This is a genomic window from Flavobacterium frigidum, from assembly GCF_048286735.1.
In the GTDB taxonomy this organism is placed as follows: domain Bacteria; phylum Bacteroidota; class Bacteroidia; order Flavobacteriales; family Flavobacteriaceae; genus Flavobacterium.
Genome location: NZ_JBLVPU010000009.1, coordinates 103,988 through 126,171, shown reverse-complemented (window position 1 = coordinate 126,171; position 22,184 = coordinate 103,988). Strand labels below are relative to the sequence as shown.

The following is a 22,184-nucleotide window of genomic DNA, read 5'->3' as shown; positions in this document are numbered from 1 at the left end:
AAATAAAAGCATTTAGATCTCAATTCAGAGGAGTTAGAAATATAGAATTCTTCCTTTTTAGACTAACTAATATTTATGCTTAATTTTTGCTTCCCCACAGGTTTTGGGATTGATCCACTATCCACCAGTTGATCGTGATGAAATTTACAAAGAAATATTTGAACAGGCAGAGAATTTTAAGAAGTATAGGTAGTTTGTAATAGATCTGAAATCATTAAAAACGATCATAGCTATCTAGCTCATAAAAGAATTTAAATATTTCACTCCCCCATTCACTCCCCTAAAAAAAATAAACCCCTCAATATCAGCAGATATGAGGGGTTTTTCGTGGTCCCACCTGGGCTCGAACCAGGGACCACCTGATTATGAGTCAGGTGCTCTAACCAGCTGAGCTATAGGACCGGTTTAGAGTCTGCAATATTACTACTATTTTTCATTTGCTCCAAATATTTTCCACTTAGATTTGAATATAGTTTAATTATTACTTTATTCCAAAAAGAAACTATCTGACAATTAGAATACTACCCTCTCGCGAAACATTAAATTATTTTATTTCCTGACACAACTCTATCAAAACGCCGTTTGTACTTTTTGGATGCAAAAATGCAACTAACTTGTTGTCAGCGCCTTTTTTTGGAATTTCATTTAAAACAATAAACCCTTCCTTTTGTAAACGCGCTATTTCAGCAACAATATCTTCTACATCAAAAGCGATATGGTGAATTCCCTCTCCTTTTTTTTCGATAAACTTAGCAATCGGACTTTCTGGATTTGTTGCTGCAAGGAGTTCAATTTTATTAGGTCCACTCTTAAAAAAAGACGTGGTTACTCCCTCGCTTGCTACCTCTTCAAATTTATATGCGGGAACGCCAAAAAGTTTTTCGAAAACGCCATTCGAAATTTCCAAGTCCTTAACAGCAATTCCTATGTGTTCTATTTTTCTCATTATTAGTACTATCTATTTTAGATGGATTATATTCTAACTGCAAACTAGTCATAACGAGACTTATTTTATGTAAAATTAAGCATTAAGAAACACAAAAAGAAAAGCAGGCTAAAAAGTAAGCAAAATTTAATACCTCATAATAAATCTATAAAAAGTTTCAATTGCATGAATTATAATTGTTATTTTGTAAATTCTAATTTAGATTTGATATGTTGAAAAACAATTTAAAATATACCTTTTTACTGTTGCTATTAATAACCATAGGATGCGCAAAAAGAGGCTCCATCACTGGTGGTTTAAAAGATACCATTGCACCAGTTTTGAAAGCGAGCTACCCAGAAAATTTTAGTAAAAACTTTAAAGGAAACGAAATTAAATTAGTTTTTGACGAAAACATTAAACTTAAAAATCTGAATAAGCAATTGATTATTTCACCGCCAATGAAATACGAACCATTAATTCTGCCTACAACTCCCAGCAAAACAATTACCATAAAAATCAAAGATACCTTGCAGCCCAACACCACGTATAGTTTTAATTTTGGGCAAAGCATAGCTGACAATAACGAAGGAAACCCGTTCAATCAATTTAAGTATGTGTTTTCTACTGGAAATTATATTGACTCCTTAAGCCTTCGCGGCAAGGTAAAAAGCGCTTACGAAAAAGAAGTGGAATCATTTGTTTCGGTCCTGTTGTATGAAGTAAATGATACTTTTACCGATTCTATTGTATATAATCAGACTCCAAAATATGTAACCAATACCCTGGATAGTTTAAAGACTTTTCAACTTGAGAATTTAAAAGCAGGGAAATATCTTCTGGTAGCTCTTAAAGACTACAATAGCAACAATAAATACAATCCAAAAACAGATAAAATTGGGTTTATAAAAGAGCTGATTACGATTCCAAACGACACGGTTTACGAATTAGAATTGTTCAAAGAAAAACTTCCGTTTAAAACCTTTAAACCAACTCAAGCATCTGGAAATCGTTTGTTGATGGGCTTTGAAGGAAAACTAAACAATGGAAAAGATAGGCCAAAAACAATTTTAAAAAATGGTACCGACGATTTAACACATATAGTAACTAAATTTCCTAAAAAAGACTCACTTCAAATTTGGTTCAAACCTATCAAAACCGATTCGTTGCGTTTGGCTGTGGCCAAAGATAAATATGAGGCGAATTTTACCTTTAAAATTAAAGATCAGAAAAAAGACACTTTAAATCTTAGTGCTGTACAAATTAATGATTTAAAATTTAGAGATCGATTTACAATAGAAAGCAGCACGCCACTAGCAACTGTAGAAAATTCAAAAATAAGCTTGCTCAACAAAGCAAAAATTGCAGTTCCTTTTGCTACAGAATACGATGATTATAATCAAAAACTGTACTTTGATTTCAAAAAAGAACCTTCAGAAAATTATACAATCAGAATATTACCGGGAGGATTAACTGATTTTTTCGAAAAATCAAATGATACGCTCAACTTCAAACTAAACACCAAACCTGTTGAAGATTATGGGAACCTTACCGTTGTTTTAGCAAATGTCAAGCAATTCCCTGTAATCATTGAACTTACAAATGAAAAAGGTGATGTTTTAGCCAGTGAATTTACCGAAGAAAAAACTACAATAAACTTTAACCTTATTGATCCAGCACTATACAGCTTGCGCGCTATTTATGATGCCAACAAAAATAAGGAATGGGATTCCGGTAACTATTTAGAGAAACGTCAGGCAGAGGAAGTTATCTATTTTTCTAAGGAAATCGATGTTCGAGCCAATTGGGACGTCAATCAAATTTTTGATTTGAGTATACCGTATCTGCCCGAACCCAAAAAGAAAGACGCAAAAAGTAAATAAAAATTAATCCAGCTGAATTTCAAAAACATCTCGGTCATTCAAAAAACCTAATTTCTGCCTGGTTTCAAGCATCGCTTGCTTGTCTAAAACAATAGAAAAAGTGCCTTCAGATTCTTCTGGCTCTAAGACATAATTACCAAGATAATCGACTGCTTGTGTATGACCAATATATTCGTACCCATTTGCATCAGTCCCCAATCTATTAACTCCAATGCTAAAACTCATGTTTTCAATGGCACGAGCTTTTAGCAAAGCATCCCAAGCATTAGTCCTTACTTTTGGCCAACTTGCAACATAAATCAATAGATCGTAATCATCGGCATATCTTGAAAATGCAGGAAAACGTAAATCATAGCAAATCAGTGGGCAAATTTTCCAACCCATATATTCGATACTAACTTTTTGATTGCCTCGCGTGTATGCCTTGTCTTCACCAGAAAGCGTAAACAAATGTCTTTTGTCATAATACTGAATTTCCCCTGAAGGAAATACAAAAACCAATCGGTTATAAAACGTATCGTTTTCAGCAATAACTAAACTTCCTGTTATGGCACAGTTTCTGGCTTTCGCCAAAGTTTGAAGCCAAGTAACCGTTTCGCCCTGCATCGTTTCGGAAACTGCTGCGGGGTTCATAGTAAAACCACTAGTAAACATTTCTGGGAGCACAATTAAATCTACGTCATTAGGAACTGCGTTGATTTCTTGTTCGAAATGGTTTCTATTTGCCTCTGGATTTTCCCAAACTAGAACCGATTGAATTAAAGATACTTTCATTGTGTTTATTTGTTTTTATAAAGGTAAAAAAAGGAACTTATACTGAAACTCATCGTTGCAACATTTTAAAAATTAAAAAAGAATTTTAGCAACAGTTCGCTTTTGGGTGAGGGATAGTAGTGAAAATCCTTTTATGAAATGCAATGAAATAAAAGATTGCAACGGATAGCGCGACTTTTTCTAGGCTTTTTGCCTAGAAAAAGACACCTCCAAAAAAAAAAAACGCATTCAAATTAATGAATGCGTTTTTTGAAAATATATTTCTAAGTTTTATCCTTTTAAACTTGCAGACAAATATTCTCTATTCATTCTGGCAATATTCTCTAAAGAAATTCCTTTAGGACATTCTACTTCGCATGCTCCAGTATTGGTACAGTTACCAAAACCTTCGGCATCCATTTGCGCTACCATATTCAATACACGATCCGAAGCTTCGATTTTACCTTGTGGCAATAAAGCATACTGGGACACTTTTGCCGACACAAATAGCATTGCAGAGGAGTTTTTACATGACGCTACACAAGCTCCGCAACCAATACAAGTTGCTGCATCAAAAGCTCTATCAGCATCGTGTTTAGGGATTGGAATCGCATTGGCATCAGTAGGATTTCCTGAGGTGTTGATGGAAACAAAACCACCTGCTTGCTGAATTCTATCAAATGCACTTCTGTCTACCACTAAATCTTTGATTACTGGAAACGCTTTTGCTCTAAAAGGCTCTATAAAAATGGTATCTCCATCCTTGAACATTCTCATGTGCAACTGACAAGTAGGTACGCGTCTGTCAGGACCGTGAGCCTCACCGTTGATGTACAACGAGCATGAACCGCAAATTCCTTCGCGACAATCGTGATCAAAAGATACTGGAAGATCTCCTTTGTTGATTAAACCTTCGTTAAGAACGTCTAACATTTCAAGAAAAGACATATCCTCTTCGATTCCATCTACTGGATATTCAACGATTTTACCTTCTGCTTTGGCGTTGGCTTGACGCCATATTTTTAATGTAAGTTTCATATTTTCTTTCGTTTGAAAGTCTAAGAGCTTTAGGAAGAAGCACACCTTCTTGTTGCCCTAGGACTGATTCCTATTTATAACTACGCGTTACTAGTTTAACATTTTCATACACGAGTGGCTCTTTGTGCAGAACAGCTTCGCTTGGCTTACCAACGTACTCCCAAGCAGCAACGTAAGCAAAATTTTCATCATCTCGTTGTGCTTCACCATCTTCAGATTGGTACTCCTCACGGAAGTGTCCACCACAAGATTCATTACGATGTAAGGCATCTTTTGCAAACAATTCACCTAGTTCTAAGAAATCAGCAACGCGACCTGCTTTGTCTAATTCTTGATTAAAACTATTAGCATCACCCGGTACTTTTACGTCTTTGTAAAACTCTTCTCTTAACGCTGCAATTTCTTCGATTGCTTCTGTTAATCCTTTAGCATTACGAGCCATACCTACTTTGTTCCACATGATTTTTCCTAATTTCTTATGGAAATAATCTACAGAATGCGTACCATTATTTGTAATAAAACGTTCAATACGCGCTTTTACATTTTTCTCTGCTTCTTCAAATTCAGGTAAGTCTGTTGAGATTTTACCCGTTTTAATATCTGGAGCTAAATAATCACCTATTGTATAAGGCAATACAAAATAACCATCTGCTAAACCTTGCATTAATGCAGAAGCTCCTAGTCTATTTGCCCCGTGATCAGAGAAATTAGACTCTCCAATAGAGAAACATCCAGGAATTGTAGTTTGTAAGTTATAATCAACCCAAGTTCCTCCCATGGTGTAGTGTACTGCAGGGTAAATCATCATTGGGGTAACGTATGGATCTTCGTCTACGATTTTCTCATACATTTGGAATAAATTCCCATATTTGTTAGCAACAGTCGCAGCACCTAATTTGGTTACTAATGCAGTATCATTTGCATCTAAACCTTTTACATACGCTTGTTCTTTTCCGTAACGTTCAATTGCAGCAGCAAAGTCTAAATAAACCGCCTCGCCTGTTTTGTTAACTCCAAATCCAGCATCACATCTTTCTTTGGCAGCGCGAGAAGCAATATCTCTAGGAACTAAATTACCAAAAGCAGGGTAACGTCTTTCTAAATAATAATCCCTTTCTGCTTCAGACAAATCTGTTGGTTTCTTTTTCCCTTCACGAATCGCTTGTGCATCTTCTAGTTTTGCAGGAACCCAAATACGTCCGTCATTACGCAAAGACTCTGACATCAATGTCAATTTAGACTGGTGATCTCCTGAAACGGGGATACAAGTAGGGTGTATTTGTGTGTAGCAAGGATTGGCAAAAAAAGCTCCTTTTTTATGGATTTTCCAAGCAGCAGTTGCATTACTACCCATCGCATAAGTCGATAAGAAAAATACATTTCCGTATCCTCCAGAGGCAATAACTACAGCGTGTGCTGAATGTCTTTCTATTTCTCCTGTAACTAAATCACGAGCAATAATTCCTCTCGCTTTACCGTCAATCACTACCAAATCTTGCATTTCGTGACGGGTGTACGATTTAATTTTTCCACGACCAATCTGACGGTTCATTGCAGAATAAGCACCTAGTAATAATTGTTGTCCTGTTTGTCCTTTGGCATAAAAAGTTCTCGCTACCAAAGTCCCTCCAAAAGAGCGGTTATCAAGTAGTCCACCGTATTCACGTGCCAATGGTACACCTTGCATTACGCATTGGTCAATAATATTTACAGAAACCTCAGCTAGTCTGTGCACATTAGCTTCTCTTGAGCGGTAATCTCCTCCTTTTACAGTATCGTAAAACAAGCGGAAAGTTGAATCTCCATCTCCTTGATAATTTTTTGCAGCATTAATTCCCCCTTGTGCAGCAATAGAGTGTGCACGACGTGGTGAATCTTGAAAGCAAAATGATTTTACGTTATATCCTAATTCAGCTAAGGTTGCAGCCGCAGAGCTACCTGCAAGACCTGTACCAACAACAATAATATCAATATTACGCTTGTTAGCTGGATTTACTAAATTAATATGATCTTTATAATTTGTCCACTTGTCCGCTATTGGACCAGCTGGAATTTTTGAATCTAATGCCATTTATAATTTAATATTAATGATTAAAATGATGAAATAATGCAATAAAAATGAACCCAAAAGGAACTACGATTGCAAAAGCATATCCGAAACCTTTTAATGATCTTGAATACTTATTATTAAACCCAACGGATTGAAAAGAAGAACTGAACCCGTGCCACAAGTGCAATGATAATAATAGAAATGATAGGGAATATAATCCGGTACGAATTGGACTTTCAAATTTTTCAGCTAATTCATGAAAATATCTTGTTTCATTCAACGGACTAGCATCTACATACTTATACACCATTTCTGGAACCCAAAAATCGTAAAAATGCAATGCCAAAAATGCCAAAACAACTGAACCTGAAACAATCATATTTCTTGAAGCCCAAGGAGAACTAGCCGCCCCATTATTCTTTACGTACTTGATTGGTCTCGCAGCACGGTTTTTAAAATCTAGAACAAAACCCATGATGAAGTGAAAAATAACTCCAACAATTAGAACAGGTTGAATAACAAACTGAACCACAGGATTGTTTCCCATGAAATGAGATATAGAGTTAAAAGTATCGGCACTGAAAACCGATGTCATATTGATAAAAAAGTGCTGTGCTAGAAACAACATCAAAAAAAGTCCTGAAAGTGCCATAGCTACTTTTTTTGCTATTGACGATTTCAATAATGCAGATTTTGCCATAAGATTTATATAATTTGTTTTAAAAAATTATACAAAAATAAGTCAATTAGACAGTAACTACAACCTTTTCGCTGTTATTTATAATGATTTTAAAGTGTTTTATGCAGAAAATCAAGAAATCCCTAATTAGCTTTCAAAAATATAAAAACCTCCTTAAAAACGATTAAACAAAAAAGAAAAAAACCTTAAATACCTAATCACGAAATTGACATAAACCAAGCTTTAATTAGCGCTTAAAATAGTAATTCAATAGTTTTTACTATGCTTTATTTCCAATTTAGTAAAAACGCAGATGAAGTTAATTTTATGTATTAAAAAATGATGGTTTCAGAGTTCTGCATTTATAACTTTACTCTTAAAAATTGAAGTATGAAAACCGGAATTGACGCAATAACTTTTGATGTAGCAAAAATACATTTACCGATACGCACATTGGCGAATGCCAGATCTATAGAACCTGAAAAATTAGAGAAAGGATTAGGGCTACTCAAAATGACATTGCCAGATGTTCACCAAGATGCTGTAGTTTTTGGCGCCAACGCATTGACTAAATTAATTGTAGATCACAACATTGATCTTACCGATATCGCCCGAATTTATGTTGGAACTGAAAGTGCTATAGACAGCTCTAAACCAATAAGCTCTTTTCTAGTAGCCTTGATGGAACAAAAATTTGGCGCAAATACTTTAGCCTCCTGTGATGTGGTCGATTTTACTTTTGCTTGTATCGCTGGCGTAGATGCCATGCAAAACTGTCTTGATTTTATACGGTTGAACCCCACGAAAAAAGCAATTGTTGTTGCAACCGATTTTGCTAAATACGATTTAAATTCTACTGGCGAATACACGCAAGGCGCAGGCGCACTAGCAATGTTGCTTACCGCCAATCCCAGAATTATTGCATTTGAAAACCATTGGGCAACCAGTACCAAAGGCGTTTTTGATTTCTTTAAACCGTACCGAACCCTTTCTAAAAAAGAAATCACTGGCAATGTAACAAATGAACCTTGGTTTGACAATCTAGAAAGTGAAATAGAAATCCATAAAGACCAACCCATATTTGATGGCCAATACTCCAATCAGTGTTATATGGATAGGACCAAAGATGCATATTTCTCCTTTAAGAAATTAAAAAACTCCAGCGAGACATTATATGATTCTTGGAAAAGTATTGTCATGCACTTGCCGTATGCCTATCAAGGACGACGTATGCTAACTGAAATTTATGCTTTGGATGCTTCCAATGCAACTATTACAGGTAATGAAGATACTGCTGAGTACCAAAATAAGTTGAAAGAAATCAGTAAATCTGGAACTTACAAATCGTTTGTAACTGAAAAAATAATGCCCGCAGAAATCGCTTCATCCTTGATAGGAAATCTTTATACAGGATCTATTTTTATGGGTTTATTATCGTCTTTAGCACATTTTTACGATACTCAAAAAGAAATAGCTGGAAGTACATTTGGTTTCTTAGCCTACGGAAGCGGATCAAAATCAAAAGTTTTCGAAGGAACCATTCAACAGGACTGGCAATTTGCCCTAAAAGACGTAAACCTTTTTGAGACCTTAAAAAAAAGCTTTGAAATAGACTTTGAAACCTATGAAAAACTGCATAAAAAAGAACAAAAAACCAGCGTTTGTAGCCCAAAAAACGAATGGATTTTGGATTATATCGAAACTGAAATTCCCAACTTAATAGGAGCACGATATTATAAGTGGGTGGAGTAATAAAATCTTTAACATATTGAATTTTCAATACAAGTTTATTACAAAAGAAAAGGCTTTCTCCAATTTTTGAAGACAGCCTTTTTTACAACCTAAATCTCGTTTTTTATATTTTTAATTAGAATTCCCGCCACAATCTTGTGCGTTTAGATAATCCTCTGGAGTGATGGTATAAACTTCGGTTTGCTCTGCACTATAAACTGGATTAAAAATGTTTCTAGGTTGATTAAAACATTGATTTGTTGCTGTACATTCTTGATAAATCACCTTTTTTTTGTTATCAAAAAAAACCTCAATATGCGTTAAATTATTTTGAATTTTAGAGCTTGTTAAAGCTATATATTCCATTCTAGGCCCACCGCCATCAGGCGGCGTATCCGTGAATTGATATTTAATATCAGCCAGATTCTTTACAATTACCTTGTTACTTATATCCTTTACTCCATTGTAAAAAGGCATCATTTCTATAACAACTCCAGAATTATTACTGATGCGATAATTATAATTTCTATCTCCTTCTTGATCTGTACAACTTGTTGCCAATAAAACAACAATGATTATTGATACAATTTTTTTCATAATCTTAATCTTGCCAGTTGTTAAACAATTCATCTAAGTGAATTTTAGTTGGGTTATCGTATTTGTTTTCGATATTATCTTGCCATTGCAACCAAGATTTTGCACCAACTAAAGCAACTTATTCTTTTCTTACATTATTACAACCCTTTTCAGAGTTAGCTACGCTGTAAGGGTTTGAATGCTATTAATTACAATTCCCACCGCAATCTTGTGCGTTTTGAAAATCTTCTGGAGTAAAAGTAAATGTCACAGTGGTACCGCTTTTACAAAATGGGCTGTTAAATAATGGGTTTTGGTCACATATTTTACCATCATAAAAATCGTATTTTTGAAATTTAAGATTTTCATAATTTACAACAATTAAATCTCCATTAAAAAAAACTGCAAAATCATACCCTGATGGAGGTAAATTATCTTGAAATGTTTTAGTCAAACTTTGTCCATTATTTAAAACCATAACAATTGGGATGTCTCTTTTAGGATAAGTACTTCTGTATGAACTAATCTTAATATTTTTCCCGCTTTTATTTTCAATAGTATATTTGTAAAATTTACCGTTTCCTTGATCTGTGCAGCTTAAAAGCAGCAACGACACTAAATAAATATAGAGTAATTTTTTCATAATCTTAATCTTGCCAGTTGTTAAACAATTCATCTAAGTAAATTTCAGTTGGGTTATTGTATCTGTTTTTGATATTGTCACGCCATTCATTCCAAGAACTTGCACCAACTAAAGCAACTTGTAGTTGGCTAATGGTATAGCCACTAACATTATCCACAGGAAAATCAAATCCATAAAAATCCCTCTGATTAAAACTATCAATCATATCAAAACCTGCTGATGTATATCATATCATTTTTATCAGAACAAGAAACAATCAAAAATGAGCAAAATGCTAGCAAAATAAAATTGAAACGAATTATTTTTTTCATTAAATTGAGGGTTAGAAAATTAATTATCACGAAGATATTAAAATAATAATACAGAATAACCTTGCTAAATTATTTAACAATAATATAATACTAGGCAACCAAATAAACTAACTGTACTTCGCTGCATACTGCTCCACGATTAATGCTGTGTTTTCGTTGCGCATTTTTTGCTCTAAATGAATGGGTGGCGAGGCTCTCTCTAAACAATCCTTAACCGCACACGTCTCGCAGGTAACACCTACAACTTGCTTTTGTACGGAATTGTTCTCCATAAATTTAAATTTCTTTTTCATTCCAGGCGTAATCAAAATTCCAACCGAAATACTTCGAATGCAATTGATTTTGAAAGGATCAGTCGTGGCGGATGAAAAGACTAAATATTCATTTTTACTATTTTCATAACTGGAAATTTGCGCATCAAAAAAATGACTTTTCTTTTGCCTCAAAGACTCCTCAATAGTACGTATAGAAACCCAACGACGGCAATAATGCTCATTCATCTCGTTTGCATGCGGTTCTTGCTGATTGGTAATGTGCAACTCTTTTTTTATCTGATATGTATCGGTTCCTATTTGATGGGATAAACGCAGAAAAAAGAGATTTTTTAACTGAAAATCTTTAGGTAAAATATTTGTCAGTCTTTGATAAAAAGATTCAGGTGATACGTTAAAACCACTCATTAAAGCGACCATCTCTTGCGGTTTTGGATCTGATTTTGACAGAAAAACATTGAGTTCATCTATTAATTTTTGTCTTGGAATAAGTAAGGCTCCTGCAAAATAAGAAGCGTAAAAATTATTGAGGACCTGATCAAAGTTATCAAACTTAATCCAACTGAACGTATACAACCGTTCTGAGATTTGGAGATAATTATAGGCAATTTCTTTGGCTAGTATAAAGGCTTTTTGTGGCTCGTCTATATCCTTTGAAAGTAGTAGTGTTTTGCTTTTTGGAACAAAAATAGATCGCAAATCGCCCAACTGATCTTGCTCCGAAAAAACCAATTCTTCGATCGTATAACCATATTCTTCAATCAAAATTGCGGTCAGTTCTTCAATAGAAATTTGAACCTCCATATTAACATGAAACGATTGGAAAAACTGTATGACTTTTTGTTCTAAATCTTCAAAATAGTTGGTATGCGCTTCTTGATACGAACGCAAAGAAGCCAAAAAGAAACTCTCTCTTGTCAAGTTATAATGTTGTGCAATCTCAATAATGGTACTGATAAAGGCATTGACTTTTGCAGGAGCATTTGCAATAATATCAATCAAATCATTTTCCTGTATGCCAAAAAGATCCAACGGAATCTCTTTCAAAATACCTGATTTCAATATTTCACCAATTGGCGCCAAATTATTATCCAGCTTTAAAGACACCATACTATCATACGAAACCTCCAATTTCTCTGAAAGCAGAATGATTTTATCTGTTTTGGGATACTTTTTTCCTTTTTCAATTTCGTTTAAATACGATTTTGACAAGTCGGTGATTTTGGCTAAGCCAAATAAGGATAAATTTTTATTCGTGCGTGCTTGCTTGAGTTTCAGTCCAAAAATCAGCTTGATGTAATCCTTTTCTATGTTCATATTTCAAAGATACATCAAAAAAAATTGACGTCAAAAAAATTATTTTCAATTTTTAGCGTACGTTCGCTTGTTTTGTAAAAAACTTTTTGTAGTATTGCAGTGTTGAATAATTAAATATTCTTATCAAAAAGCCAATAAGTGTTTCATTAAATAAGTCAATCATGAATTTTAAAGAAGTATATTCAGATAATTTGTTAAATTTTTCAGAAGAAACTACGGAACGTTATCCGGAAATCTTAACTGATGAAGCAATGACTTTCTTGTCCTTACTTCATGAAAATTTCAATCCACAGCGACTTGTACTTTTAGAAAATCGAAAAAAACAACAAGCTTTATTTGATGCAGGCGCCTTGCCTACTTTTCCTGCTGAAACTAAAAACATCAGAGAAAGTAATTGGCGTGCAGCGGCCATTCCTACTGATTTATTAGATCGACGAGTGGAAATAACTGGTCCTGTAGATCGAAAAATGGTTATTAATGCACTCAATTCTGGCGCAAAAACCTTCATGGCTGATTTTGAAGACAGCACGTCACCTACATGGAGTAATTTAATGTCGGGACAACAAAATTTAAAAGACGCCGTAAACAAAACTATAAGTCTTGAAGATACAGTAAAAAACAAAAAATATAGCTTAAAAGATAAAACTGCCGTATTGCTCGTGCGCCCAAGAGGTTTGCACTTATCTGAAAAAAATATACTTGTTAATGGTCAGCCACTTTCAGGTTCTCTGGTTGATTTTGGCTTATACGCATTTCACAATCACTTAGAACTAATTAAAAACGGCACGGCACCTTACTTTTATTTGCCCAAACTCGAGCATTATTTAGAAGCAAGATGGTGGAATGAAGTGTTTGAATTTGCACAGGATTATTTGGGTGAACAAAATGGGACATTCAAAGCCACCGTTCTAATCGAAACGATAACGGCTAGTTTTCAACTGGACGAAATCATTTATGAGCTAAGAGATCATATTGTTGGTTTAAACTGCGGACGATGGGATTATATCTTTTCTTACATTAAAAAATTACGAAATAACCCAGCATTTATTGTTCCTAACAGAGATCAAGTGACCATGACTTCGCCTTTTATGAGTGCTTATTCCCAACTGGTGATTCAAAGATGTCATAAACGTTGCATTCACGCTATAGGTGGTATGGCAGCTCAGATTCCGATAAAAAATGATGAAGCAGCTAATGCCATTGCTTTCAACAAAGTAATAGCTGATAAAGAACGTGAGGTTAAAAATGGTCATGATGGCACCTGGGTAGCGCATCCCGATTTAGTTGCACTTGCCATGAACGTATTTGACCAACACATGCCTACCAAAAATCAAATTCACATAAAACGGGAAGATATAAAAGTGACGGAACAGGACTTACTAGAAACTCCAAAAGGAACTATTACCGTAGAAGGGATTCGAAAAAACATCAGCATATCCGTTTTATACCTTGCTTCATGGCTCAACGGCCAAGGTGCAGCAGCATTACACAATTTGATGGAAGATGCCGCTACAGCTGAAATCTCAAGATCGCAATTGTGGCAGTGGCTCCAAAACAAAGTGATTTTAGACAATGGAAAAATATTAAACGAAAGTTATTACCATCGCTTAGCCATGGAAGAATTTGAAAAAATAAGAAATTTAGTTGGGGATGAAAATCATGAAAAACAAAAATACAGACTGGCAGAACAATTATTGGACGAGCTTGTTGTTAACGACACCTTTACCGAATTTTTAACCCTTCCTGGATACAAATACATTTAAAATCAATAGCAATTACACTACAATTAGCATCAATATAAAATTATTAAACACCTTTTAACTATTACAAACACTATGAAAACTACTGAAACGAGAATTCAAGAATTAGTTACCGACTGGATTACAAACCCAAGATGGAACGGCATCGAGCGTCCTTACACTGCTGAAGAAGTGGTGAAACTACAAGGATCGTATCAAATTGAACACAGTGTCGCCAGAATTGGAGCTAATACCTTGTGGAGCAAACTAAATTCTCAGGATTTTGTAGCTGGACTTGGCGCACTAACTGGAAATCAAGCCATTCAAGAAGTAGAAGCAGGATTAGATGCTATCTATTTGAGCGGATGGCAAGTAGCAGCAGATGCCAATGTTGCAGGGGAAATGTACCCTGACCAATCTTTATATCCTGCGAACAGCGTTCCATTAGTAGTAAAACGAATTAACAATGCACTTTTACGTGCTGACCAAATACAGGTAGTAAACGGAACTACAGACAAAAAAGACTACTTAGTACCTATTGTTGCCGATGCCGAAGCAGGTTTTGGTGGAAACCTAAACGCTTTTGAATTAATGAAGGCGATGATTGAAGCAGGAGCTGCAGGAGTTCACTTTGAAGACCAATTGAGTTCTGCAAAAAAATGTGGACACCTTGGCGGAAAAGTATTGGTTCCTACGCAAGAAGCCATCAATAAACTAATTGCAGCCCGCTTAGCCGCTGACGTTATGGGAACACCTACCATTGTAGTTGCCCGAACTGATGCTGATGCTGCCAACTTACTAACTAGTGACATTGATCCAAGAGATGCAAAATTCATCACGGGTGAAAAAACAGGAGAAGGATTTTTCTACGTGAACTGTGGCGTAGAACAAGGTATTGATAGAGGATTGAGTTACGCACCATACGCCGATTTGATTTGGATGGAAACCAGCAATCCGGATCTTGATTACGCAAGAAAATTTGCTGAAGGAATTCATGCCAAATTTCCAGGAAAAATGTTGGCTTACAACTGTTCACCCTCTTTCAACTGGGCTGCAAAATTATCCGTAGCCGAGATGGAAACATTCAGAGAAGATCTTGCTGCAATGGGTTACAAATTCCAATTCATTACTTTAGCTGGATTTCACGCGCTAAATACAAGTATGTTCGAATTGTCTAAAGCTTACAAAGAAAGAGGAATGGCCGGATATTCTGAATTGCAAGAAAGAGAATTTGCATTGCAACAACACGGATTCAAAGCCGTAAAACACCAAGGTTTTGTAGGAACATCCTATTTTGATGCAGTACAAAACACCGTGACAATTGGTAAATCCTCTACAACTGCAATGAAAGACTCTACTGAAACTGCACAGTTTTAAAAATATTATGCTCCAAAAAAAAAGCACGATTCCAAATGGAATCGTGCTTTTTGCTTTTTCAAAATAGTACTATTTATTTCGATTCTATAATTTCAAGATTAGTAACCACCATCTCTTTTCCTTTTTGAATACTGATTTTATTTATAGAAACAGGAAGGTAATACTTTCCATTTTTTGCCGCTTCCCATTTTAATTTTTTGTCTTTCGCTACTGCTTTTTCCGCAATCTCTTTTGGAACCGCTAAGTCATACACATATTTGTTCAATCCTTTAACAGCTTGTACTTTTTGAGAAAAAATTACTTCTTTAAAACTATTCTCCACTTGAAGTACTACTTCTGAATCAGTATTGGAATAAAACCAAATAGTAGCTTTTGGGTCAGTAGCTTTGGCCCATGAACTCCAACTGTTTCCCCAATCTTTTGATTTTTTGATTTTATTTACTTCAAAAATATGCACGTTTTCCGCTAAGACTTTATCAGTTAGTTGCTCTATTTGATCCACATTGACTTTATAAATAGATCGACCATGTGTTCCTACGACTAAGTCTCTAGCTTTCTTTTGGAGCACTACATCATGGACAGCTACATTTGGCATACCATTCGAAAAATCTTCCCAACTTTTTCCTCTGTTCAAAGAAACATACAAGCCGTTATCTGTTCCTAAATACAAGATATTTTCATTTATATTGTCTTCAGCAATAACATTTACCGGACTTACCGGTACATTCCCAACAATACTGGTCCACGTTTGTCCATAATCATCGGAGATATAAACGTAACTGGTGAAATCGTCATTTCGGTATCCGTTTAAGGTAGCATATACGCGCTCCTTTTTATGTGTAGAAGCCGTTACTCTTGAAACCCATAAGTTTTGCGGTAAATTGGTCGAAATTTTGTTCCAACTTACACCGCCATCTTTAGAAACATAAATCAATCCATCATCACTACCAGTGTACAGCAAACCAAATTGCAAATGGCTTTCGCTTATTGTGGCAATGGTTCCAAAAGCAACATTACCTTCCTTAGTTCCATTAGTCAAATCAGGTGAAATAGTTGTCCAAGTTTGTCCTTGATTCATGGAACGATGTAAAAAATTGGATCCCATATACAAAATATCTTGATTGTGGGAAGACAATAATATAGGTGTTTGCCAATTGAAACGAAATGGTTTTTCATCTTTTTTCGGCTTTGGCGAAACGTACTCGCGTTTGTTAGTGGCACGATCGATTCGGTAATAATTTCCAAACTGAAAACCTGTGAAAACAATATTTGGGTTGCGCTTATCAATTTGAATTTGCATGCCGTCACCACCCATCAAATTTTCATAAGGATACTTCCCATCTTGGAGCCAATCGGAAGAAAATTTATAGTTGCTCGGGCCTACCCAAACGCCATTATCTTGCATACCACCGTAAATATTGTAGGGTTCTTGCTCATCTACATTGACTGCATAAAACTGGCTTACTCCATGTGAATTACCTTTAAACCAATGGGCTCCATCGTCATATGAAATATTCAAACCACCATCGTTTCCGTTAATCAGATGCCCAGATTTATTAGGATTTACCCATACAATATGATGATCAGAATGTACATTTTCTTCACTAATCGATTTAAATGTTTTTCCGCCATCATCTGATTTGATAACCGGTACTCCTGATAAATAAATTTTATCTGCATTACTTGGATCTACTGAAATTGAACTGAAATAATACCCGTAGGAATAAAAGAAATCGTCTATAAATCCAGTATGTGTTTTGGTCCACTTCGTGCCTCCGTTGGTCGTTTTATAAACTTCTGCTCCAATTACTTCGGCATCCGCTAGACTACTAATGGATTCCAATACCAATTTTCCCGCCTCATTAGGCTGCAAATATCCGTTTTGTACCCAATGTTTAATATTTTCGGCGCGGTACTTTTCGGTTAAACCGAAGTTCTTTAAAATAGAATTCAAACTTTTATTAGGCAGCTGTAAGAATTCTTCACCCGGCACAGCAAAAGCAGTTGCTAAGGAACTACTTTTTTTAGTATCAAGAGGCCTTTTAAATTGATTGTCTAAAATAGCATAAACCGTAGTGTCATCATAAACCGCTAAACCAATTCTACCTACACCCTCACCAGTGGGAAATCCGCTATCAGCAGTCGAAAAAAGCTTCCAAGTTACGCCCGCATCTTCACTTTTATAAATGCCAGATGCAGCACCACTACCTTTAAAATCCCACGCTTTTCTATCTTTACTCCAAGCCGCTGCGTATTGAATATTGAAATTTTTTGATGAAACAGCCACATCTATAATCCCAGTTTCGTTGTCTAAGAACAAAGTTTTATTCCACGATTTACCGCCATCAGTCGTTCTATAAATACCACGTTCCTCATTTTTTGAATACAAATGCCCTACTACGCCTACTACAATTTCATTAGGAACAGTAGGATTTAAAAGAATTCTACTAATATGATGGCTGTCTTGCAACCCCATATTTTGCCACGTTTTCCCTTTATCTTCTGATTTTAAAATCCCGATTCCCGCATACGAAGAACGCGAAGAATTTACCTCACCTGTTCCTACCCAAATCGTACCCGTTTTCCAGTCTACTGCGATATCACCTATATTTTGTGTAGGCGCCGCATCCATAACAGCTGAAAAACTCATTCCGTTATTATTGGTATACCATAGTCCTCCCGAAGCATATCCTACATAAAATTCAGTTGGGTTTTCAGGGTTTACAGCTACATCAACAACGCGTCCACTCATTACTGTTGGACCCACATTTTCGAGTGTAACCTTTTGAAATAGCGATTGATTTTTTAATTGTTTTTTAGTTTCCAAACTTTGTTGCAGAGTTCCAGTGGAAACCTGCGCCCAAGAGACGGTTTGTATGATTAGAGCGGCTAAGAGTATTGGTTTTTTCATAAGAAGCAATTTTGAAGTGGAAATTTAAGAATAAAAACACGTATCCAAAAATTTTATACCCGAATTAACAACCGTTCCTTTCAAAGTTAGTATTTTTGAATAATCATTACTATTTATGATAATTGTATGACATCAATACTATTTACCACTAAAAACTAGCTTGAAGATTGCATTTTACAACAAAAAATAAAAATTACCACAAATGAAATACCATCAAATTGACCGAAATGTATTTATAAAAAACAGAGCCAAATTCATGGCGCAAATGAAACCAAATAGCGTTGCTGTTTTTAATTCCAATGATATTTATCCCGTATCGGCAGACAGTACATTGCCATTTGCACAGCACCGCGACATCTTCTATTTAAGTGGGGCAGATCAGGAAGAAAGCATTTTATTGCTATTTCCAGATGCACCTTATGAGCATCAACGAGAAATGATTTTCTTGAAAGAAACCAACGAACACATTGCCATTTGGGAAGGTGAAAAATTGACAAAAGAACGCGCATACGAGGTAACCGGCATTAAAACGGTTTACTGGCTTCAAGATTTCGAGAAAGTGTTATTCGAAATGATGACGCATTGTGATACTATTTACATCAATACTAATGAGCATTACAGAGCCACTGTAGAAACTGAAACCCGCGAAGCCCGTTTTGTAAAATGGTGGAAAGACAAATATCCAGCACATGCTGTCGCCAAAAGTAACCCGATATTGCAACGCCTTCGTTCGGTAAAAGAAACCGAAGAATTAGACTTAATTCAAAAAGCTTGTAACATTACTGAACTTGGTTTTAGACGCATATTACCTTTTGTAAAACCGAACGTAACCGAATATGAAATCGAAGCTGAATTGATTCATGAATTCATTCGCAATCGCTCTCGAGGTTTTGCTTACACGCCAATTATCGCTTCCGGAAACAATGCCAATGTGCTGCATTATATTGAAAACAACCAACAATGCAAAGCTGGTGATTTAATTTTGCTAGATGTTGCCGCTGAATATGCTAATTATTCCAGTGATATGTCGCGTACCATTCCGGTTTCAGGCCGCTACAGTAAGAGACAAAAAGAAGTGTACAATGCCGTGCTGAATGTCAAAAATGAAGCTACAAAAATGCTGACTACAGGAACTCTTTGGAAACAATACCATATCGAAGTGGGGAAATTAATGACTTCAGAACTGCTTGGTTTGGGTCTTATTGACAAAGCCGATGTGCAAAATGAAAACCTCGATTGGCCTGCTTATAAAAAATATTTCATGCACGGGACATCGCATCACATGGGATTGGACACGCACGATTACGGCATCCTAACTGAACCTATGCAAGCCAATATGATATTCACAGTTGAGCCTGGAATTTATATTCCTGCCGAAGGATTCGGGATTCGACTAGAAGATAATATTATTGTTCAAGAAAGCGGCGAACCATTCAACATGATGCGCAACATCCCTATCGAAGTAGACGAAATCGAAGAATTAATGAACGCATAATAAATGTTACATATCCATAACAAGCAGTCTAGCGCAATCTAGGCTGCTTTTTTTTGGGAGCAGAATACTATATTTTCAAAACCACAATCAGTCCTGCTGTCCGTTATATTCCCGATCAAAAAAACTGCGCCTAAAAAGCCTTGTTTTTTTTTAAAATCGGGAGATACCACTGCCATCAGGGCTAAAAAGTGCGCACCGTTTTTAAAAGAACATAAATGTTAAAACAATTCTAAAGCTGTAACTTTATAATCACGCTTCCGACTTATTTAACACAACAACTATTTTTTAAAGTATATTCAATATGTAATTTCAACCAATAAGAAATTAAGAAAAATTAAGTTCTAATTCTTAATGAATCTTAATTCCTTAATGGTAAAAACATTTAAAATACTAACTTAAAACGTACAAATCATGCAAGCACACGAAATCGATTATCACATTTACGGCGAGGAAATGCAATATGTAGAAATAGAACTGGACCCACAAGAAATTGTAATTGCCGAAGCGGGAAGTTTTATGATGATGGACAATAACATCCAGATGGAAACCATTTTTGGCGATGGTTCCGGACAGGAAAACGGATTGTTCGGTAAACTATTAAGCGCCGGAAAAAGAGTACTTACTGGCGAAAGTCTTTTTATGACGGCGTTCATCAATCAGAATAATACTAAAAGTAAAGTTTCATTCGCATCGCCTTATCCAGGGAAAATTATTCCAATTGATTTGACACAATTTGGAGGGAAATTCATTTGCCAGAAAGATTCTTTCCTTTGCGCGGCCAAAGGTGTTTCTGTTGGAATCGAATTCTCTAAAAAACTAGGAACTGGGTTATTTGGTGGGGAAGGTTTCATCATGCAAAAAATAGAAGGCGACGGTCTTGCATTTGTACACACTGGAGGAACATTAGCCAAAAAAGAATTAGCCGAAGGCGAAATCCTAAAAGTCGACACCGGTTGCATCGTAGGTTTTACCAAAGACGTTGATTATGACATTGAATTTATTGGCGGCATCAAGAATTCCATTTTTGGTGGGGAAGGTTTGTTTTATGCCACACTTCGCGGTCCAGGAACAGTATATATTCAATCGTTGCCTTTCAGCCGACTAGCGGACAGAATCATCGCATCTGCACCAAGAGCTGGCGGAAACAGTCGTGACGAAGGAAGTTTATTAGGCGGATTAGGCCGATTGATAGACGGCGATAACAGATTTTAAAATTTGAGGGCTCTCAAGAAATGAGAGCCTTTTTATTTTAAAGGAAGTTGAATTTGTGGTAAAGGTTGACAAAGTGTTTTGTTTACAATCTTTTCTCTCATTAATTTCTTTTTGTTAAAATGTCTTGATATATTTTGAGTAATCTCTGTATAATTATCCTTTATCACTTCACCTTGTTCATTAAGAATTTCATGAAAAAATATTTTAATAGAACAACAGTTTTCGTGTTCGAAAATAGTGTTTAGCAAGGTTCTGTCCGATAAACCACAAGAATGACCCATGATATAAACTTGAAATTTATCACTATCAATTAAATTTAAAAGACGCTTATAGTTTGGTGTATGTAAATATTGAAAGGATTTTATATTTTTTAAATATTCGTTATCATCTTTTTCTTCAATTTCTTGATAATGCTTATCCATTTCATCTCCAAAACCAAAATTTATTAGATTTCTTTCATCTTCTAATCTTCCGTGAATTTCATTAAGATTATATAAATTCATATCGAGTGCTTTTATATAATTAAAAACAGTAGAAGTGTAATTAAAGCTTAAAAAATGATGTTCAACATCAACTTTGTGACTAATATCATCCGAAGGAAGATAACCTTTACTTGGTCTGCTTTTATCTAGATATTCTTTATGTTCCTTGACTAAAAAAATTTCTGTTTGTTTAGATATTTCCATAAAAAATCTATCTAATTCTAGGTTCTCATACCTATTTACATCAAAAATATTAATAAATTTTCTAACTACATCTTTTGAAAAATTATATTCTTTTTCTACCTTTTCAATTAAATAAAGTTCAAAAAGCTTTTTTAAATCCTCAAATTCCTTATTCAACTTAATTATACTTGAATTATTATCTTTTTTTATACATTGTTTTAGAAGTTTATAATATTCGTTTTCTATATCTACCCAGTTTTCAATTGAGTTTTCGGAAATTTTTTTAAAAAACAAATTTTTAAACTCAATAACAAAATCGCCAGACTTCATTTGTATATTCCTTTCTACAAAATTCTTTAATTCATCATAAGATTTTAAACTATCAATTGCGTCATATTCAGATGTATTATATGAATACCCAAACTTGCATATAATTGTAACAAAATTATCGTTCTGGTTTATTATAGTTTTAGTTCCTTTAGTATCACATACATTTTTCCAATAATCATCAATAAAATCTTTATAAGAAGTCGGTAATCCATGCGCCAAATCAAATCCGTTTCCAATAATAACAAGTCTGTTCATATTTATAAATACTTTTCTCAAA

17 protein-coding genes and 1 tRNA gene are annotated in these 22,184 nt (G+C 35.1%); 6 read left to right on the top strand and 12 right to left on the bottom strand.

The genetic code is table 11. From position 1 onward, the window contains the following. Positions 1–328 precede the first annotated feature (328 nt). Both ACNQGO_RS07500 and mce read right to left on the bottom strand, forming a co-directional pair. Positions 329–402: transfer RNA gene (locus ACNQGO_RS07500), tRNA-Ile, on the bottom strand. 142 nt (positions 403–544) lie between these two features. Further along, entirely contained in the window at positions 545–946 is a 402-nt protein-coding gene (mce, locus tag ACNQGO_RS07495; protein ID WP_417967414.1) for a methylmalonyl-CoA epimerase, read from the bottom strand. Positions 947–1,155: 209 nt separating this feature from the next. On the opposite strand from mce, the gene ACNQGO_RS07490 reads away from it, so the two are divergent. Further along, complete coding sequence (locus ACNQGO_RS07490; RefSeq protein ID WP_417984865.1) at positions 1,156–2,808, top strand: Ig-like domain-containing domain; 1,653 nt, start codon at positions 1,156–1,158, stop codon at positions 2,806–2,808. A gap of 3 nt (positions 2,809–2,811) precedes the next feature. Here ACNQGO_RS07490 and ACNQGO_RS07485 read toward each other — a convergent pair whose 3' ends face one another. The 4 genes from ACNQGO_RS07485 to ACNQGO_RS07470 form a co-directional block, all read right to left on the bottom strand. Beyond that, the gene (locus ACNQGO_RS07485; RefSeq protein ID WP_417984864.1) at positions 2,812–3,582 is read right to left on the bottom strand and encodes a nitrilase family protein; all 771 of its coding nucleotides are present in this window, start codon (positions 3,580–3,582) and stop codon (positions 2,812–2,814) included. Positions 3,583–3,852: 270 nt separating this feature from the next. After that, a complete protein-coding gene (locus ACNQGO_RS07480) occupies positions 3,853–4,599 on the bottom strand; it encodes a succinate dehydrogenase/fumarate reductase iron-sulfur subunit (RefSeq protein WP_417984863.1) in 747 nt (248 codons plus the stop codon). A 70-nt stretch (positions 4,600–4,669) separates the two neighbouring features. Continuing rightward, on the bottom strand, positions 4,670–6,670 hold the full coding sequence (locus ACNQGO_RS07475; RefSeq protein WP_417944916.1) for a fumarate reductase/succinate dehydrogenase flavoprotein subunit: 2,001 nt from the start codon (positions 6,668–6,670) through the stop codon (positions 4,670–4,672). Positions 6,671–6,683: 13 nt separating this feature from the next. Next, the gene (locus tag ACNQGO_RS07470; RefSeq protein WP_417984862.1) at positions 6,684–7,349 is read right to left on the bottom strand and encodes a succinate dehydrogenase cytochrome b subunit; all 666 of its coding nucleotides are present in this window, start codon (positions 7,347–7,349) and stop codon (positions 6,684–6,686) included. Positions 7,350–7,718: 369 nt separating this feature from the next. On the opposite strand from ACNQGO_RS07470, the gene ACNQGO_RS07465 reads away from it, so the two are divergent. Next, positions 7,719–9,080, top strand: a complete 1,362-nt coding sequence (locus ACNQGO_RS07465; RefSeq protein ID WP_417984861.1) for a hydroxymethylglutaryl-CoA synthase family protein — start codon at positions 7,719–7,721, stop codon at positions 9,078–9,080. Between the two features lie 111 nt (positions 9,081–9,191). On the opposite strand, the gene ACNQGO_RS07460 is transcribed toward ACNQGO_RS07465, so the two are convergent. From ACNQGO_RS07460 to ACNQGO_RS07445, 4 genes are all read right to left on the bottom strand, one after another. Then, the gene (locus ACNQGO_RS07460; RefSeq protein ID WP_417984860.1) at positions 9,192–9,656 is read right to left on the bottom strand and encodes a hypothetical protein; all 465 of its coding nucleotides are present in this window, start codon (positions 9,654–9,656) and stop codon (positions 9,192–9,194) included. Between the two features lie 184 nt (positions 9,657–9,840). Beyond that, the gene (locus tag ACNQGO_RS07455) at positions 9,841–10,278 is read right to left on the bottom strand and encodes a hypothetical protein (protein WP_417944924.1); all 438 of its coding nucleotides are present in this window, start codon (positions 10,276–10,278) and stop codon (positions 9,841–9,843) included. A 4-nt stretch (positions 10,279–10,282) separates the two neighbouring features. After that, entirely contained in the window at positions 10,283–10,483 is a 201-nt protein-coding gene (locus ACNQGO_RS07450) for a hypothetical protein (protein WP_417967425.1), read from the bottom strand. Positions 10,484–10,696: 213 nt separating this feature from the next. Beyond that, on the bottom strand, positions 10,697–12,178 hold the full coding sequence (locus ACNQGO_RS07445) for a helix-turn-helix domain-containing protein (protein ID WP_417984859.1): 1,482 nt from the start codon (positions 12,176–12,178) through the stop codon (positions 10,697–10,699). A gap of 161 nt (positions 12,179–12,339) precedes the next feature. Here ACNQGO_RS07445 and aceB point away from each other — a divergent pair, with 161 nt between their 5' ends. Together aceB and aceA are read left to right on the top strand one after the other, a co-directional pair. Continuing rightward, positions 12,340–13,941 (top strand): malate synthase A, encoded by a 1,602-nt coding sequence (gene aceB, locus ACNQGO_RS07440; protein ID WP_417984858.1) that lies wholly within the window; start codon positions 12,340–12,342, stop codon positions 13,939–13,941. Positions 13,942–14,013: 72 nt separating this feature from the next. Further along, a complete protein-coding gene (aceA, locus tag ACNQGO_RS07435; RefSeq protein ID WP_417984857.1) occupies positions 14,014–15,294 on the top strand; it encodes an isocitrate lyase in 1,281 nt (426 codons plus the stop codon). Positions 15,295–15,367: 73 nt separating this feature from the next. Here the strand turns inward: aceA and ACNQGO_RS07430 are convergent, their stop codons facing one another. Beyond that, positions 15,368–18,205, bottom strand: coding sequence for a WD40/YVTN/BNR-like repeat-containing protein (locus ACNQGO_RS07430; protein ID WP_417984856.1), 2,838 nt, complete (start codon positions 18,203–18,205; stop codon positions 15,368–15,370). A 202-nt stretch (positions 18,206–18,407) separates the two neighbouring features. Between ACNQGO_RS07430 and ACNQGO_RS07425 the strand changes: the two genes are divergently transcribed. Together ACNQGO_RS07425 and ACNQGO_RS07420 are read left to right on the top strand one after the other, a co-directional pair. Next, entirely contained in the window at positions 18,408–19,700 is a 1,293-nt protein-coding gene (locus ACNQGO_RS07425; RefSeq protein WP_417984855.1) for an aminopeptidase P family protein, read from the top strand. 411 nt (positions 19,701–20,111) lie between these two features. Then, on the top strand, positions 20,112–20,912 hold the full coding sequence (locus ACNQGO_RS07420; RefSeq protein WP_417944938.1) for a TIGR00266 family protein: 801 nt from the start codon (positions 20,112–20,114) through the stop codon (positions 20,910–20,912). 32 nt (positions 20,913–20,944) lie between these two features. On the opposite strand, the gene ACNQGO_RS07415 is transcribed toward ACNQGO_RS07420, so the two are convergent. Next, positions 20,945–22,183, bottom strand: a complete 1,239-nt coding sequence (locus tag ACNQGO_RS07415; RefSeq protein ID WP_417984854.1) for an AbiH family protein — start codon at positions 22,181–22,183, stop codon at positions 20,945–20,947. Position 22,184 lies beyond the last annotated feature (1 nt).